A 16527-nucleotide genomic window follows, 5' to 3' on the forward strand; every position below is an offset into this window, starting at 1 on the left:
CATCAGGGCCGGTCCAGGTCGGCCGTGGTGGCGCGCCGACGCACAGCGTGCAGGAGAGCCGCCTGATGCAGCGAAGCCTCGTTCGGTGCCGCGCCGGCGTGCACGGCGTCGACGAACGCCCGTACGGTACGGGCCACTTGGTCGTCCGGCGCCAGCTGGATGTCCTCGGTTCGCGTGCCCCGCTCGATGCGGATGCGCGGCGCGTGGTCGGCGGCGGGAGTGAAGGCGCGTTCCACGCTGATACGCCCTTCGCTCCCCCAGAGTTCGTAGGCCGACCGATAGCCGTGATCGATGCCGAAGGAGAGCTGGGCGGCTACGCCTCGCGGTGTGCTCAGGAGCGCCGTGCCCGCCGTGTCCACCGCTTCGCCGGCACCCTTGACGAGGGACGCGCCCTCGACGCGGAGTTCCTGTCCCAGGAAGTACAGCGCCGCCCGTACCGGGTAGACGCCGGTGTCCCAAAGGGCTCCGCCGCCCAGCTCCGGGTCGTGCCGGATGTCGTCGTCGGGCAGCCGGGGAATCGCGAACGCCGAGATCAGCAGCCGGAGTTCGCCGATCGTCCCGTCCGCCAGCAGGCGTCGTACCGCCGCGTGCTGCGGATGATGGACGAACATGACGTTCTCCATCAGCGCGAGCCGGGCCGCCGCGGCCCGGGCGATCAGCCCCTCGGTGACGGCGTGATCAGTGGTGAGCGGTTTCTCCGCGAGGACGTGCTTGCCCGCGTCCAGCGCCGCCCGCACCCACGTCGCGTGCAGCGCGGCGGGCAAGGGCACGTAGACGGCGTCGACGTCCTCGCGAGCGAGCAGTTCGGCGTAGCCGTGCACCGCCCGGCAACGGAATCGGGCCGCGGTGGCCCGGGCCTTGGCCGCGTCCCGGCTGGCGACCGCGACGAGCTCCACCGCCGGGTCGGCCGACATCGCGGGGAGCATGCGGCGTTGTGCGATTCCGGCACAGCCCAGCACTCCCATGCGCACGGGATCCATCAGAGCCGTACCGCCCGTGAGCTCAGGCAGGACAGGAGGGTCCGGGCCTGGACGTTGACGTAGTGGTTGTGCCGCAGCAGTCTCGCGAACTGCTCCGGGGTGACCCACACATAGCCGGGCGGCGGTTCGAGCGGCGCCTGGTGCTCGTCGGCATCGATGAAGAGATAACGGCTCTCCGCGTTCAGGAACCGGCCGCCCTCCTCCGAGTGCACCGCCTCGTAGCGGATGCGGGACGGGTCCGCATTGAGCACCGCGTCGAGGAAGAGCGGGCGGTCGGCCCCCGTCAGGTGGGAGTAGTTCTCCGGGGTGTACTGGACCGTCGGTCCCAGTTCCACGGTGTCGGCGAAGCCGCCCTCGACCCGTGCGTGCGCCAGCAGGTGCGGGATTCCCCCGAACTTACGGGTCAGGAAGGCCGTGACGCCCAGGCCGCGCGGCTCGAAGAGCGGCTGGGTCCAGCGGGCCACCTCGCGGTTGCCCGCCTGGACGGCGACCGCCACCACGCTGAAGTACCGTCCTGCCTCGTGGTCGATGGTGGCGTGGCCGCGCTTCCAGCCGGTGATCCCCCTGAGCGGGACACGCTCGGCACGGACGTCGTGCCGGGCCCGTTCGGCGGTGAACCAGGACAGCAGCTCGGTGTCCGAGTGCAGGGCGTGCCCGCCCGGCTCGGGGAACATCGCACAGGACAGGACCGTACGCGCGTCCATGTTGACGACGTTGTCCCGGCGCAGCAGCTCGCCGATCTGGCCGAGGGTGAGCCAGCAGAAGTCGTCGTCGAGCGGCACCTCCTCCAGGGCCTCGACGAGCATGTTGCGGTTGCTCTTGCGCAGGAACCAGGACCCGTGCTCGGACTGCAGCGAGTCGGCGAGGATCCGGCCGCGGCCGGCCTGCGTGAAGTGGTCGATGTACTTCACGTCCGCGCCCTTGTGGGCCTTGGTGTAGTTGCTGCGGGTGGCCTGAACCGTCGGCGACAGCTGCAGGAGGTTGGGGTTGCCGGGCTCCATCTTGGCCTGCATGAGGAAGTGCAGGACCCCGTCGAACTCCTTCACCAGGATGCCCAGGATGCCCACTTCGGGCTGCTTGATGATGGGCTGTTGCCAGGCGCGGTACGGGCCGTCGCCGACGGTGACGCGCAGCCCCTCCACGGAGAAGAATCGCCCGCTGTGGTGCACCAGGTTGCCGGTGTCCTCCTGGAAGGACCAGCCCTCCAGCTCGCTGAACGGGATCCGGTCGACCCGGGACGCGTGGGCACGGCGGCGTGCGTCGAGCCAGTGCGCGAAGTCCTCGGTGCGCAGTCCCGCCCCGTCGGTGGCGAGGGCGGACCGGGCCATGCGCTCGGGCAGCCGGGGATCCTCGTGCGGGCGCAGCGCGGTGCGGTCGGTGCCGCGGGCGCTGCCGACGGTGGTGGCGGTCATCCGTTGGCCCCCACGAACTCCTTCACGCTGGAGGCGACGTAGTCGATCATCTCGTCGGTGAGGCCCGGGTAGACGCCGACCCAGAAGGTGTGCTCGGTGATGATGTCGCTGTTGCGCAGGTCCCCGACGATGCGGTGCGGCTGGTCGACATAGGCGGGCTGGCGGGTGAGGTTGCCGGCGAACAGCCGGCGGGTGCCGATCTTGCGGCTCTCCAAGAAGTCGACCAGGGCGGCCCGGGTGAAGGGCGCGTCCGGGTCCACGGTGAGGACGAAGCCGAACCAGCTCGGGTCGCTTCCGGCGGTGGCCTCGGGCAGCATCAGGTGGGGCACTCCGTCGAGGCTCTCGCGCAGCCTGCGCCAGTTGTGCCTGCGCGCCTCGATGAACCCGTCGACCTTCTTCAGCTGCGTCAGGCCCAGCGCCGCCTGGAGGTCGGTGGCCTTCAGGTTGTAGCCCACGTGGGAGAAGATGTACTTGTGGTCGTACCCCTTGGGAAGCTTGCCCATCTGGTACTCGAAGCGCTTGAAGCACGTGTTGTTCTTGCCCGGCTCGCACCAGCAGTCGCGGCCCCAGTCGCGCAGTGACTCCACCACTCGGGCGAGCTTGAGGTCGGAGGTCACGACGACGCCGCCCTCCCCCATCGTGATGTGGTGTGCCGGGTAGAAGCTGACGGTGGCGAGGTCACCGAATGTGCCGGTCTGCCTGCCGCCGTAGGTGGAGCCGACCGCGTCGCAGTTGTCCTCGACGAAGAACAGGTCGTGGGCCTGGGCGAGTTGGGCGATCTCGGCGACCTCGAACGGGTTGCCGAGCGCATGGGCGATCATGATGGCCCGGGTCCTGGGGCCGATCGCCTGCGCCACCCGCTCCGCGGTGGTGTTGTACGTGCCCAGTTCCACGTCGATGAAGACGGGGACGAGCCCGTTCTGCACGATGGGGTTGACCGTGGTCGGGAAGCCGGCCGCGACGGTGATCACCTCGTCCCCCGGGCGCAGCCGCCGGTCGCCGAGGGTGTGCGAGGTCAGCGCGGTCAGCGCCAGGAGGTTGGCCGAGGAGCCCGAGTTGGTCAGGTGGGCCTTGCGCCGTCCGAGCCGGCGGGCGAAGGCGGACTCGAACTTCTGTGAGCTGGGTCCGGCGGCTATGCGCATGTCCAGCGCGGCCTCGACCAGGGCGGCCCGGTCGTCCGCGTCGAGGACGGCGCCCGACGGCCAGATCTCGGTGACGCCCGGTACGAACGCGTTCTTGGCGCGCTGCAGTTCCTCGTGGTAGGCACGGGTCGCGTTCAGGACGTTCGCCTTGTGGGCACTGGTCTCAGCCATGCTTGAGGCCTTCCATGTGTGCGGGGCGGTGCTTGACCGCCTTCCACCAGTTGGGGTTGTCCCGGTACCAGGCGACGGTGTCGGCGAGGCCCCGGTCGAAGTCGACGCGCGGGGCGTACCCGAGCTCTTCGCGGATCTTGCTGTCGTCGAGGGAGTAGCGCAGGTCGTGTCCCTTGCGGTCGGCGACCCTGCGCACCATGGACCAGTCGCTGTCGCAGAGGTGGAGGAGCGCCTCGGTGATGTCGAGGTTGCTGCGTTCGTTGCCGCCGCCGACGTTGTAGATCTCGCCGCTCGCCCCCTTGGTCAGGACCAGCTGGACGGCGCGGCAGTGGTCGTCCACGTGCAGCCACTCGCGGACGTTGCGTCCGTCGCCGTACAGCGGCACCTGCGCGCCTTCGAGCAGGTTGGTGACGAAAAGGGGGATCAGCTTTTCGGGATGCTGGTGGGGGCCGTAGTTGTTGGAGCAGCGGGTGATCGACAGGTCGAGACCGTGCGTACGCCAGTAGGAGCGGGCCAGCAGGTCCGAGGCGGCCTTGCTGGCCGCGTACGGCGAGTTGGGGGCCAGGGGCCGGCTCTCCGTCCAGGAGCCCTCGGTGATGGAGCCGTACACCTCGTCCGTGGAGACATGGACGACCCGCTCGATGCCGCTGGTCAGACAGGCGTCGAGGAGGGTCTGGGTGCCGCCCACGTTGGTCCGGACGAACTCGGCCGCGGAGGTCAGGGAGCGGTCCACGTGCGACTCGGCGGCGAAGTGGACCACGGCGTCGTGTCCAGGAAGCAGCTCCCTCAGCAGCTCCGCGTCACAGATGTCCCCCTGGACGAACCGCAGCCGCGGGTGGCTCGCCGGCAGATTGTCGCGGTTGCCGGCGTAGGTGAGCTTGTCGATGACGGTGACGTGGGCTTCGGCAGCGCCCTCGTATCGTCCCTCCAGGAGCGCGCGTGCGTAGTGCGAGCCGATGAAGCCGGCGCCGCCGGTGATAAGGATCTTCATGCCGCCACCTCGATCCGGGTGTGGTCGCCGACCACCAGGCGGTGGCAGGAGATGCCGTCGTCGCCCGTTCCGACGTTCGCGTTGCGGCCGATCAGTGAGCTCTGCAGGCCCGGTACGTCGGTGACGGTGGCGCCGTCGAGGACGATCGAGTCCCTGATGCGGGTCCCGCTCAGGAGGCAGTCGCGCCCTATCGACGTGTACGCGCCGATGTGACAGTTCTCGATCACGGTCCCCTGGCCGACCACCACGGGGCCGTCGATGCGGGAGTTGATGACACGGGCGCCCGCCTCGATGCGGACCTGCCCGTTCAGGGTGCTGTCGGCGTCGACCGCGCCGGGGCCGGGGGCGGCGACGTCCGCGCTCAGTCCGGCGAGGATGTGGTGGTTGCACTCCAGGACGTCGTCCACCCGACCGGTGTCCTTCCAGTACCCGTGGTACTGGCTGGCCCGCACTGTCTCCCCGTGCTCCACCAGCCACTGGATCGCATCGGTGATCTCCAGCTCGCCCCGTGCGCTCGGCGTGATCGAGTCGACGGCCCGATGGATCGCCGGCGAGAAGAAGTACACGCCGATCATGGCCAGGTCGCTGCGCGGCTGCGAAGGCTTCTCCACCAATCGCTCCACGACACCGTCGGGACCCAGTTCCGCCACGCCGAACGCCCGCGGGTCCGCCACCTTGCGCACGACGACCTGCGCGGCCGGCCGCTGCGCGCGGAACGCTTCGGCGACCGATCGCACTCCGTCGGGCAGCATGTTGTCCCCGAGATACATCACGAAGTCGTCGTCCGCCAGGAACGGGCGCGCCAGCGAGACGCAGTGGGCCAGTCCCAGCGGTTGGTCCTGCTGGATGTAGGTGACCTTCACCCCCAGTCGTGTGCCGTCTCCGACCACGGCGGCGATCTGGTCCCCCCAGTCGCCCACGATGATCCCGATCTCGGATATGCCGAGCTCCCGGATGTTCTCGACCACATGCTCCAGAACCGGCTTGTTCGCGATCGGGATCAGCTGCTTGGGCATCGAATGGCTGAACGGACGCAGACGGGTCCCCGACCCGCCCGACAACACCAGAGCCTTCATGGGAATGGGTTCCTCACTGTGTAAGAGAAGCGGCCTGCGCGGAGCGGTGCTCCACGGACTTGCGCAGCACGGCGGCCACCTTGAAGACGTCCTCGTCGTCGAGCCCCTGGTGCAGCGGCAGGAGCAGAGTGTTCTCGGAGGAGGTCTCGGTGCCGGGCAGGTCGGCGTGGTCCGATCCGTACGCCGGGACCTTGTGCAGCGGCGGGTAGCGGAAGGTGGTGTAGACGCCTTCCTCCAGGAGGTCGGCGGCGACCCGGTCGCGGATCGCGGGGTCGAGCTGCACCCAGTAGAAGTAGTGGGACGAGGTGTGCCCCCGCGGCGGCCGGGGCGGCAGGACCACACCGTCGACGTCCGCGAGCAGCCGGTCGTACAGCTCACTGATGGCGCGGCGCCGCTCGACGAACTCGGGGAGCCGGGCCAGCTGGACGAGTCCGATGGCGGCAGTGATGTCGTTGCCGACGATCCGCCGGCCGAAGTCCTTGACGTTCAGCTCCCACCAACGGTGCGAGACCCTGGCCGCCGAGAACCCACTGGACTGCTCCAGTCCGTGGTACGCCAGTCGTTTGGCCCGCAGGGCGAGTTCGGGATCGCGGACGTACAGCATGCCGCCGTCCCCGGTGACCAGGACCTTCATCGCGTCGAAGCTCCACATGGCGACGTCGCCGAAGGTGCCGCAGGCCGTGCCGTCGACCGTGGAGGCCACCGCGCAGGCCGCGTCCTCGATGAGCCGTATGCCCCGTCGGCGGCAGAGCTCGGCGATCGCGGCGACATCCCCGGGGTGACCGCCGTAGTGGAGGATCAAAGCGGCCTTCGTGTCGGGGGTGAGGGCCTGCTCCACGTGAGCGACGGTCGGGTTCATGGTCCGTTCGTCGACATCGCAGAAGACCGGTCGGGCACCGGTGGAGGCGACGGCGTTTCCGGCGGCGACGAAGCTCGCGGACGGCATGACCACGTCGTCGCCGGGCCCGAGCCCGAGAAGTTCGGTGGCCAGGAACAGCCCCGCGGTGGCGGAGTTGATGAACAGCACATGGCCGGGATCGACTCCCAGATGGGCGGCGAACCTCTGCTCGAACTCCTTGGTGCGCGGGCCATGTCCTAGCCAGTTGCTCGCGAACACCTCGGAAACGGCGGCGAGTTCCTCATCGCCGAGCGTGGGCTGGAACACGTTGATCATCTCTGCGTCTCCTGTGGATGCTCTGGGCCGGGACGGGCGAACGGGCAGGCGAAAGCGCCGTCGGACGACGGGGATCGTTGCGGGTCCCACCGCGGCAGGGCGACGGCTGCCGCGGTGGGAGGGCGAACGGTCGGGCGCCTGGGGAAGGCGAACGGTCAGGCGCGGTCGGTGCTGACCGTGGCGTCCTGCGCGGTGGCGGGGACTTCTTCCTCGTCGTCCTCGTGGGCGTCGTGGTCCGGGGACGCGGTGCCGGTTGCGGGTGTCTGCCGCAGGAACACGGCCACCAGGGCCGCGGTCGCCAGTGCGATCGCCACACAGACCAGTGCGGTGGTGTGGAATGCCTCGGTGAATGACTGGCGGGACACCGCGATCAGGGCATCGCCCCAGGCGGTCTCGCCGTACTGCTCGACCGCCGCCAGGGTGCCGCCGAGCGTGTCGCCGACCGCGGCGTCGGGTACGTCGGCGGGCACCTTGTCACTGATCTCGTTCTGGTAAGCGGCGTTGAAGACACTGCCGAGCAGGGCGAGACCGAGGGCACCGCCGAACTCGGTGCTGGTCTCCTGGATCGCGGACGCCTCGCCGGCCCGCTCCGGCGGGGCGGACCCCACCAGGATGTCGGTGCTCAGCACTCCGGCCGGGCTCAGGCCCGCGGCGAAGACGACCGAGGACGCCACGAGCATGCCGATGCCGGACGAGCTGTCCAGTCGCGTCAGCATGAGAAAGCCGACGGCCGCGATGACCAGTCCGACGGCGATGATGACGGCAGGGCGCACCGTGCGGACCAGGGTCGTGGCGATCATCACGGCGATGATCGCCATCACGGTCATCGGCATCATCCACAGTCCCGCCCTGAAGGGGGCGAGACCGGCGACCAGCTGGAGGTGCTGGGCGACCAGCAGATTGACGCCCATCATCATGAGCGTGCCGAGCGTCATCGCGGTCAGCGCCGTGTTGAAGGAGCGGCTCTTGAACAGGTTCAGATCGAGCAGGGGGTGGCTCAGCGCTCGCTGCCTGCGGACGAAGACGACGCCCAGGAGCAGGCCGAGCAGCACGAAGCCCAGCGGCAGCAGCCCGAATCCCTCAGAGGCGACCTTCTTCGCTCCGTACACCACGCTCAGCACCCCGAGCAGTGACAGCAGAGCACTGGGCAGGTCGAGCCGGCCCGCGTTCTCGTTGCGGTACTCCGGCAGCACCACCGGGCCGACGGCCAGCAGCAGCACCATCACCGGGACGGCCAGCAGGAAGACCGAGCCCCACCAGAAGGTGCCGAGGAGCGCGCCGCCGACCAGCGGGCCGGCCAGGGCTCCGACCATGAAGCTGGTCATCCATACGCCGATGGCGACGGAGCGCTGTTTGGCGTCGAGGAACATGTTGCGGATCAACGACAGCGTGGAGGGCATCAGTGTCGAGGCGGCGATGCCCAGCAGGCAGCGGGTGACGATGAGCATGGTCGCGCTGGTGGACAGGGCCGCGAGCACCGAGGTCAGGCCGAAGGCGACTCCACCGATCAGCAGCAGCTTGCGGCGGCCGATCCGGTCCCCGAGGGTTCCCATGCAGATCAGGAACCCGGCCAGCGTGAACCCGTAGATGTCGGTGATCCACAGCAGCTCGGCGGCGCTGGGCTTCAGGTCCGCGCTGATCATCGGCACCGCGAGATGCAGGACCGTGAGGTCCATGGACAGCAGCACGGTGGGGAGTGCCAGGGTGACGAGGCCGATCCACTCGCGCCGCCCGGCGCGCGGCGTGGCGGAGGTGTTCATGAGGCGTCCTTTCGATCCGACGCAGAGGTGCGCCCGTGCCCGGCGATCAGGTTCGCGAGCTGCGGGATGATGTCCGCGGGCGCCGGGGCGGCGGCCATGTCCGCCCGGAGTGCGGCGGCGCCTTCCCGGAAGGCCGGTTCGGTGAGCACCCGTTCCAGTTGCGCCCGCATCTCCTCGACGCCGGCGTGCTCGGCCTCGATCACCAGTCCCGCTTTCCGGCTCTCGACGTACCGCGCCATGTCGACGTACTCGGAGCCCTTGAGCGGCAGCATCAGCTGGGGCAGTCCTTGGGCGACAGCGGCCGAGATCGTGCCGCCGCCGCCGTGGTGGATGACGGCCGAGCAGGTCGGCAGGAGCTGGGTGAGGGGGACGTAGTCGACGGCGCGGATGTTGTCGGGCAGCCTGCCCACCCCGGCGAGCTGGCCGGCGGTGAGGGTGGCCACGAACTCCACGTCCAGGCCGTCGGCCAGGGCCACCAGCCGTGCGGTGAACTCCTCGTTGCCTGCGAACAGGGCGCGGGCGCTGGTGCCGAGGGTCAGTGCGACCCGGGGCCTGGCAGGCCGCTCCCGCAGCCAGTCGGGCAGCGGCGCGGCGCCGGTGTAGGGGACCCAGCGCACCGGCACCGTGACGCCCTGGACGGGCAGCTGCATGCCCTGTGGAGTCGGGTCCACGCTGAACTGGCCGAGGAGCACCTCCTCGTCGAAGGTGTCGCCGTAGCGCTCAAGGAGAGGACGGATCATCTCCGCCATCACGTCCTGGCCCGGCGGGTTGCTGCTGTTCAGCTTCTCGGTGTACTGCTGACGGACCCAGCCGAACTGGTCCAGGCCCCAGAGGAACCGGGCGTGCGGGACCGCGGCGGCACGGGCCGCGACGGGGGACGGTGTGAACAGCGGATCCCAGAGCACCAGATCCGGCTGCCAGTCACGCAGGAAGTCGGTGAGCTCGTCCACGGCCGGCCGCGGCCCGTCCGGCTCAGGGGCGCGTGCCGCGCCGGAGGTGTACATCGCGAAGAGGGCCAGCAGGTAGTGCCGCACCATCTGCCAGCGGTTGGTGTCCGCGGGGGTGACGCCGAGAGTCCGGGCGATGGACTCCAGCCGCTCGTCGTGCGCCGTGGCGGCGACAGCGGCGGGGACGTCGATCTTCTCGCGCAGCGGTACGGCGGTCAGCCCCGCGGCGGTGATGGCGTCGACGGTCTCCTGGTCGGCGTGGGTGACCACGCGCACCTCGTGGCCCTGGCTCTGCAGGGCCCAGGCGAGTGGGGTCAGCGGGAAGAGATGTGCCGTCACCGGCAGCATCGTGAAGACGACACGCAAGGACTTCTCCGTTGGTCGGTCGGGAGTTGGCATGACACGGATCTCCCGTGTCATGTGCGGGGGGTGCCGAACCAGCGGTTCAGCGCGGTCTCCAACCCGTCGTCCGTGCCCGGAGACGTCCAGGCGACATGACCGTCGGGGCGCAGCAGCACCGCGTCGGTCCCGGCGAACGGTTCGTAGGAAGGCAGGTCGCGGAAGGCGCCGGTGGTCACCTCGACGCGGTCGTTCCAGGGCGCGGCGGTCTGGCGCAGCGTGGCGTCGTCGGCGAGGTCCAGGAGGACGCCGCGTCCCGGTCCCAGCAGTTGGGAGACGGTGGTGGTGCCGGGGTCGGCGCCCGTGGCCACGTCCAGGTCCGGCATCCGCAGGCCGAGACCCGGGTGCGCGCCGATGCCGACGTCGTAGCGGACGTCGAGGCCGCTCGCCTGCCCGATGAGGAAGCGGTTGGGCTCCTCGAAGCCGATCAGACGGGTCATCACATCGCGCAGCGGCTGGGTCTCGGACCCGCCGAAGAAGAGCATGCCCTGGGCGAGGGTGTTGGTGATCAGGGCCTGGCCCACCTGGTGGCGTTCCTCGTGGTAGGTGTCGAGGAGAGTGTCGGGGGCACGTCCGGTGACCACGGCGCCCAGCTTCCAGCCCAGGTTGAAGCTGTCCTGGAGGGATACGTTCATGCCCTGTCCGCCGGCCGGCAGATGGATGTGGGCGGCGTCGCCGGCGAGCAGGATCCGGCCGCGCCGGTAGCTGTCCACGAGGCGGGCGGCGTCGGTGAAGGAACTGACCCAGTGCGCGGTGGCTCCGCTGATGTCCTCGCCGGTCAACTGCTTCCAGGCGGCGGCGACTTCGGCGAACTCCACGGATTCGGTGCGGTGCTGGGGGCGGGCGCCGTGCAGCCGGATGACGATGCGGCTGACGTCCGGGCCCAGGGGTGCGGCGAGGACGATGCCGGCGGGCGAGCGCTCACCGGTGAAGCGCGGGCTGATGGCGGGACCGCTGATGTCGGCCAGCAGCAGTTCCACGGTGGCGTCCTGGCCCGGGAAGTCGAATCCGCCGAGGCGGCGCACCGTGGACCGGCCACCGTCGCACCCCACGAGGTACGCGGCGTGCAGCCGTTCGGTGCCGTTCGGGCCCGCGATCTCGGCCTCGACCGTGTCACCGTGATCGGTCAGCGCGGTCACCTCATGGCCGTACGCAACCGTGACTCCGAGGCTCGCGACCCAGTCACGCAGTACCTGCTCGGTGAATCGCTGTGGCACTCCGGAAACACTCGCGTGGATACCGTTGTCGGGGCTGAAGTCCAGGGGCAGGCTGCCGAAGTGGCCGGCGATGGGGGTGATCACTTCGCCGAAACGGTGGAGCAGGCCGCGCTGCCGGAAGATCTCCATGGTCCGTGCGGTGAATCCCATGCCTCGGGATTCATCTGTCGGGCCGTCGAGACGATCCACGAGGACGACTTCGGCGCCCGCCAGGCGAAGCTCTCCGGCCAGCATCAGTCCGGCCGGACCGGCGCCTACAACGATGACGGACGTACCCATCTTTCTCCCTCGCATTGATGCCGAGCTCTCGACTTCAACCTTCACGGAGGACTGCGAGCAGGCTCAATAGTTCCCACTACAGAGCTTGGTCAGCTCGATTCAAATGTCAGAAAAACCGCATTGGCGGGCGGGCACTCGGCGTCGACGATGGGATTGCCCACATCGACTGAAATCGACATTACGGAGATTCACCATGACTGTCAGCAGTGCCCCGTTGCCCCGCATGGACCGGCCCGACGCGGACATCGTGCTGGTGAGCCGTCGGTTCGTCGGCGACCGGGACCGTCAGAAGGGGGCCGTGGAAAGCATCATGGCACATTGGTCGAGCCTGCCCCTGCCCGCTGAATTCCGTTCGCTGAGCTGTTTTGAAAGCATCGACGGCGAACATGTGATGACTATTTCACAGTGGGCCGACGAATCGTCTTTCGATGAATTCTCCAAGGCCCATCCGCCGCTGCCGATTCCGGGTCTGGAGACCGAGGCGGATGCGGGGCGTCTGCGTCCGCAGGTGTTCCGCCGCTATCGAAGCAACACCTCGGGGGGCGCGGAGGACGCCGTATGTGTCGTCACGCCGGTCTTCGACGTGGATGGTCCGGAGCGGCAGCGGCAGGCGGTGGACGCACTCCTCGACGGACCCCTGGGTGAGTCTTTCCCAGGGCTGAAGGCGATGCACTTCCATCTGAGCACCGACGGGGTGCACGTCCTCAACTACGCCGAGTGGACCTCGGCGGACGCCCATCGGGCCTTTCTCGAAAGCGAGTTGTCGAGCCGGGCCTTCACCACACTGCAGGGTCTCGGCGGCGTGCGCGGGCTGGGCGGCAAGTGCTACGTGCTGCACCACCAGCTGACCGGTTCCGCCTCCTGAAGCCTCCTTGTCGACCGAGCCCCCTGGGGGCCGGGCCACTCACCCCCGCCAGGGTGTGAGAAGCCCGGCCCTCAGTGCTTCGGCGGCGGTCGGCGCGGACGCGTCCTTGTCGGACATCAGGGGTGGCTCCGTGAACCCCCATGGCAGGTCGAGTTCGGGGTCGAGGGGATTGATGTCGACCTGGGTGCCCGGGACGTGCGCCGTGGAGAGGACGTAACAGATACAGGCGTCGTCGGTGAGGGTGAGGAATCCGTGCCCGACGCCTTCGGGCACGAAGACCGATACGCCGGCGTCGGCGTCCAGGACATTGCTCACGTGGCGGCCATAGGTCGGGGATCCGACGCGCAGGTCGACCAGAATGTCCCGGAGAACTCCTCGCACGCTCGTGACGATCTTCGCCTGTCCCGGCGGGCTGGTCACGCTGTGTATGCCACGCAGGGTGTTGCGGCGGGAGACCGAGTAATTGATCTGCTGGACGGTGAAGGGGCGTTCCAGCTCTTTCTGCAGGTCGTCCACGCGAAGTGCCTCGTAGAAGGACCCCCGGGTGTCACGGATGTGCCGGGGCGTCATACGGAACGCCCCGGGTATGCCCAGCTCGGTGATGCGCACGTCAGCTCCGGAGGTTCTTCGTGTCGACCGCCCCGAGGAAGAAGCCCTCAAGCTCGGCGGGAAAGGCCCCCGCCGCGGCGGCGGTACGGACGAAGTCGGCCGTCAGCGCGACGAGTTCGGCGACGCCCTGTTCACCGAGGTGTTCATAAGGGGCACGGTCCCGCCGGTCCGTGTCCTCCTCCAGCGCGCGGCGCATCCGGCGCCCCTGTTCGGTGAGGGAGCCGTCGGCGGCCATGAAGCCGCGCTCGCGCAGCCGGTCCTCGGCCGCCGACCAGTCCTCGGCAGTCCAGCCGCGCTTGGTCATCACCACCTCGCGAGGCATGCCGTCGTCGCTCGCGCTGTGCGAGACCAGCGCCTCCAGGCCGTCCAGACCCGCGGCGCCGAGTGCGGCGACATGGCTGTCCCCACGGTGCTCGCGCAACAGGGTGGCGGCGTACCAGAGCGCCAGATGCGGTTCCCGCGGCACGGGCTGGTCGGCGTGCGCCGCGTAGAGCGGCCGCCCGGGACGCACGCCCGCCTCGGCCGCGCGCAGGGCCAGCCCGGCCGCGTCGCTCATCGACCGGGAGGTGACGGTCTGCTCGCCGAGGACCCGGCGCAATGTGCTGTCGGCCGCCCGCAGCCTGGCGGCCAGTGCCTCGCCGGGTGCCACCCGATCCCATACGGCCGGGAGGTGCCGGGCGACCATGGCGTGCTGAAAGCTGTAGAAACTCGCCGTGACCACACCCGGGCCGACCCGGCCGAGGGCCGCGGACCGGCCGGCCAGATAGCGGCCCATCGGGTCGTCCACCCCTCGGCCCGACAGCTCCTTGTCGAAGTCGGGGCTGAAGTACACCGTGGAGTGAAGAATGTTCAGCAGGTGGTGGCAGTGCCTGACGGCCTGTCCGGACAGAGGTGACATGTGCGACGACTCCCGTTCCCGCGTTGCGGCTTTCGTCATGACAGGTCCGCAGGGCCCACCCCTGCTGTCCACGCGACGTGGAACGACCAGGTGCTGAAGCGCCAGCCGTCATCGGTGCGCACGGCCTCACCCACGTAGTGACCGCCGATTCCGAAGAGCGGCCCGGGATCCGTCGGCGCACCCCGGCGGGTCTCGGGCCGGTGGACGTGGGTGGCCATCATGTGGAACCGGACGTCCGCCCGGTCACCGTCGAGCACGATGGCGTGGTTCCCGCTGAGGTGATGGGTCGCGGCGAACTTCTCCTTCGCCTCACGGTGGAACTCGGCCAGGCCCGCCCAGCCGGAGTGCCCGCCTATCGGATAGGTGAGCCGGCAGTCCTCGGTGAAGATCCGCTGAGGCCAGTCCGGGTCGACGCCGCTTTCGTCCTGGGTGTCCAGGAGAATGGTGTAGCGGTCGATGAGCGCCGATATCTCGGCCCGGTCGACCAGGTTCTGCAGTCGTTCCTCGAATCCGGTTCCGGCCGTCTCCGTCACGGGTGCCGTCATGGTGTTTTCCTCTCTGTGGACCTGTCGTAGCCGGCGCCACCGGACACCTGGAACAACCCTCTTCAGCCCCGTTGCGGGAAGCAATCGAGTTGACGTGGAGTTGAAGACCGTGTCCGACACTTGAAGATCGGGGCGGTCCGGCTTGATCTTCAGCCTGTGCCGCGAGGACGTTGATGATGGCGGCCGGGGGGCCATTCGACACCGGGGGTCAGATACCGGGCCAGGCGGCGGTCCGCCAGCTGCGCGGCGTGTGATGCGTGGCGGACTTCACCGTCCCCGCCCAGCGCGCGGCGGCCCTCGGCGGCTCGACCGGCGCCGGCGGGCCGGGCGTCCCGCACGTCAGGAGTACGGCGGTGAGCGCGGCCAGTTCCACCGCGTCGGGGTTGCCCTTCTCGATCCGGAAGAACACCTCGGGCAGAGCGAGGGGGTCACTCATGGCTGTGCCTCTCCGTCGTTGTGACAGGTCGCCGTCGGGTCACTGCGGTGGGTTGCCGTGCTTGCGCGAGGGCAGGTCGGCGTGTTTGGCGCGGAGCATCTCCAAGGAGCGGATCAGCACCGAGCGGGTCTCGCGCGGGTCGATGACGTCGTCGATCAGGCCGCGCTCGGCCGCGTAGTAGGGGTGCATGAGCTCGTCCTTGTACTCCGTGATGCGCTGCCGGCGTACTGCTTCCGGGTCGTCGGCGGCGTTGATCTCCCGGCGGAAGACCACGTTGGCCGCACCCTCGGCTCCCATCACCGCGATCTCATTGGTGGGCCAGGCAAGGGCGAGGTCGGCGCCGATGGAGCGCGAGTCCATCACGATGTAGGCGCCGCCGTATGCCTTGCGCAGGACCAGGGAGATGCGCGGCACGGTGGCGTTGCAGTACGCGTACAGGAGCTTGGCGCCGCGCCGGATGATGCCGTCGTGCTCCTGGTCCACGCCCGGTAGGAAGCCGGGCACGTCGACCAGAGTGACCAGCGGAATGTTGAAGGCGTCGCAGAACTGGACGAAACGGGCACCCTTCTCCGATGCCTTGATGTCCAGGGCGCCCGCCATCGACGCGGGCTGATTGGCGACGATGCCGACGACATGGCCGTCCAGGCGGGTCAGCGCGCAGACGAGGTTGGTGGCCCAGGCCGGGTGCACCTCGAAGTACTCGCCGTCGTCGACCACTTCCTCGATGACCTTGCGGATGTCGTACGCCTGTCCCGGGCCGGACGGAACCAGGTCGAGGAGCGCGTCGTTGAGCCGGTCCACCGGGTCTCCGGAGCGCTCCACGGGTGAGAGCTCGCGGTTGTTGGCAGGCAGCAGCGAGAGCAGGTAGCGCACGTCCTCGATGCACTCCTCCTCGTCGTCGTACACGAAGTGCGAGACGCCCGAGACAGCCGCGTGCACATCCGCACCGCCGAGGCCGTTCTGACTGATCTCCTCACCCGTGACGGCCTTGACGACATCGGGACCGGTGATGAACATCTGCGAGGTGTCGCGGGCCATGAAGACGAAGTCCGTCAGGGCCGGGCTGTAGGCGGCACCACCCGCGCACGGGCCGAGCATGACACTGATCTGCGGGATGACGCCGGACGCCCTGGTGTTGCGCCGGAAGATGCCGCCGTACCCGGCGAGGGCGGTGACGCCTTCCTGGATCCGGGCGCCCGCACCGTCGTTGAGGCTGACGAGGGGGGCGCCGGCCGCCTCGGCCAGGTCCTGGATCTTGTGGATCTTCTGGGCGTGGGCCTCGCCGAGCGCACCCCCGAAGATCCGGAAGTCATGGGCGTAGACGAAGACCGTACGGCCGTGGACGGAGCCCCAGCCGGTGATCACGCCGTCGCTGTAGGGCCTTTTGTGTTCCAGGCCGAAGCCGCTGGCGCGGTGTCGGCGCAGCGGCTCCACCTCGTTGAACGAGCCTTTGTCGAGCAGCAGTTGGATCCGCTCGTGGGCGGTCAGCTTGCCCTTGGCGTGCTGGCGCTCGGTGGCGGCCGCGTCTCCGTTGCGCGCCGATTCCTTGATCTCGGCGAGTTCGTCGGTACGGGTCCGGATCGTGTCGTCTGTCGCGGGCATGGGGGTGCGCACTCTCCGTGGGTC

15 protein-coding genes are annotated in these 16527 nt (G+C 69.2%); 1 reads left to right on the plus strand and 14 read right to left on the minus strand.

Going from position 1 to position 16527, the window contains the following annotated elements; translation table 11 throughout:
• Positions 1-2: 2 nt before the first annotated feature.
• From ACFYNL_RS30875 to ACFYNL_RS30915, 9 genes are all read right to left on the minus strand, one after another.
• Positions 3-980 (minus strand): Gfo/Idh/MocA family protein, encoded by a 978-nt coding sequence (locus tag ACFYNL_RS30875; RefSeq protein ID WP_388808985.1) that lies wholly within the window; start codon positions 978-980, stop codon positions 3-5.
• Positions 980-2392: an NDP-hexose 2,3-dehydratase family protein gene (locus ACFYNL_RS30880; RefSeq protein WP_388808987.1), complete on the minus strand. Its 1413-nt coding sequence runs from the start codon at positions 2390-2392 to the stop codon at positions 980-982. The genes ACFYNL_RS30875 and ACFYNL_RS30880 overlap by 1 nt, the downstream gene beginning before the upstream one ends.
• Positions 2389-3705, minus strand: coding sequence for a lipopolysaccharide biosynthesis protein RfbH (gene rfbH, locus ACFYNL_RS30885; protein ID WP_388808990.1), 1317 nt, complete (start codon positions 3703-3705; stop codon positions 2389-2391). Before rfbH ends, ACFYNL_RS30880 begins: the two co-directional genes overlap by 4 nt.
• Positions 3698-4696 (minus strand): dTDP-glucose 4,6-dehydratase, encoded by a 999-nt coding sequence (gene rfbB, locus ACFYNL_RS30890; RefSeq protein WP_388808993.1) that lies wholly within the window; start codon positions 4694-4696, stop codon positions 3698-3700. The genes rfbH and rfbB overlap by 8 nt, the downstream gene beginning before the upstream one ends.
• Complete coding sequence (locus ACFYNL_RS30895; protein WP_388808996.1) at positions 4693-5772, minus strand: glucose-1-phosphate thymidylyltransferase; 1080 nt, start codon at positions 5770-5772, stop codon at positions 4693-4695. Before ACFYNL_RS30895 ends, rfbB begins: the two co-directional genes overlap by 4 nt.
• A 13-nt stretch (positions 5773-5785) precedes the next feature.
• On the minus strand, positions 5786-6946 hold the full coding sequence (locus tag ACFYNL_RS30900) for a DegT/DnrJ/EryC1/StrS family aminotransferase (RefSeq protein ID WP_388808998.1): 1161 nt from the start codon (positions 6944-6946) through the stop codon (positions 5786-5788).
• 155 nt (positions 6947-7101) lie between these two features.
• Positions 7102-8706: an MFS transporter gene (locus ACFYNL_RS30905; RefSeq protein WP_388809001.1), complete on the minus strand. Its 1605-nt coding sequence runs from the start codon at positions 8704-8706 to the stop codon at positions 7102-7104.
• A complete protein-coding gene (locus ACFYNL_RS30910) occupies positions 8703-10052 on the minus strand; it encodes a nucleotide disphospho-sugar-binding domain-containing protein (RefSeq protein WP_388809003.1) in 1350 nt (449 codons plus the stop codon). Before ACFYNL_RS30910 ends, ACFYNL_RS30905 begins: the two co-directional genes overlap by 4 nt.
• A gap of 17 nt (positions 10053-10069) precedes the next feature.
• Complete coding sequence (locus ACFYNL_RS30915; protein WP_388809005.1) at positions 10070-11593, minus strand: FAD-dependent monooxygenase; 1524 nt, start codon at positions 11591-11593, stop codon at positions 10070-10072.
• 148 nt (positions 11594-11741) lie between these two features.
• Between ACFYNL_RS30915 and ACFYNL_RS30920 the strand changes: the two genes are divergently transcribed.
• Positions 11742-12413, plus strand: a complete 672-nt coding sequence (locus ACFYNL_RS30920) for a hypothetical protein (RefSeq protein WP_388809008.1) — start codon at positions 11742-11744, stop codon at positions 12411-12413.
• Positions 12414-12452: 39 nt separating this feature from the next.
• On the opposite strand, the gene ACFYNL_RS30925 is transcribed toward ACFYNL_RS30920, so the two are convergent.
• From ACFYNL_RS30925 to ACFYNL_RS30945, 5 genes are all read right to left on the minus strand, one after another.
• The gene (locus tag ACFYNL_RS30925) at positions 12453-13022 is read right to left on the minus strand and encodes a dTDP-4-dehydrorhamnose 3,5-epimerase family protein (RefSeq protein ID WP_388809010.1); all 570 of its coding nucleotides are present in this window, start codon (positions 13020-13022) and stop codon (positions 12453-12455) included.
• Between the two features lies 1 nt (position 13023).
• Positions 13024-13920, minus strand: coding sequence for a hypothetical protein (locus tag ACFYNL_RS30930; protein WP_388809013.1), 897 nt, complete (start codon positions 13918-13920; stop codon positions 13024-13026).
• Between the two features lie 35 nt (positions 13921-13955).
• On the minus strand, positions 13956-14465 hold the full coding sequence (locus tag ACFYNL_RS30935) for a nuclear transport factor 2 family protein (protein ID WP_388809015.1): 510 nt from the start codon (positions 14463-14465) through the stop codon (positions 13956-13958).
• 208 nt (positions 14466-14673) lie between these two features.
• Positions 14674-14901 carry an acyl-CoA carboxylase subunit epsilon gene (locus ACFYNL_RS30940; protein ID WP_388809017.1) on the minus strand — a complete coding sequence of 76 codons (228 nt, stop codon included), beginning with the start codon at positions 14899-14901 and terminating at the stop codon, positions 14674-14676.
• A gap of 39 nt (positions 14902-14940) precedes the next feature.
• Positions 14941-16503, minus strand: a complete 1563-nt coding sequence (locus ACFYNL_RS30945) for an acyl-CoA carboxylase subunit beta (RefSeq protein WP_388809019.1) — start codon at positions 16501-16503, stop codon at positions 14941-14943.
• Positions 16504-16527 lie beyond the last annotated feature (24 nt).

Source organism: Streptomyces sp. NPDC007808 (assembly GCF_042868655.1).
GTDB lineage: Bacteria > Actinomycetota > Actinomycetes > Streptomycetales > Streptomycetaceae > Streptomyces.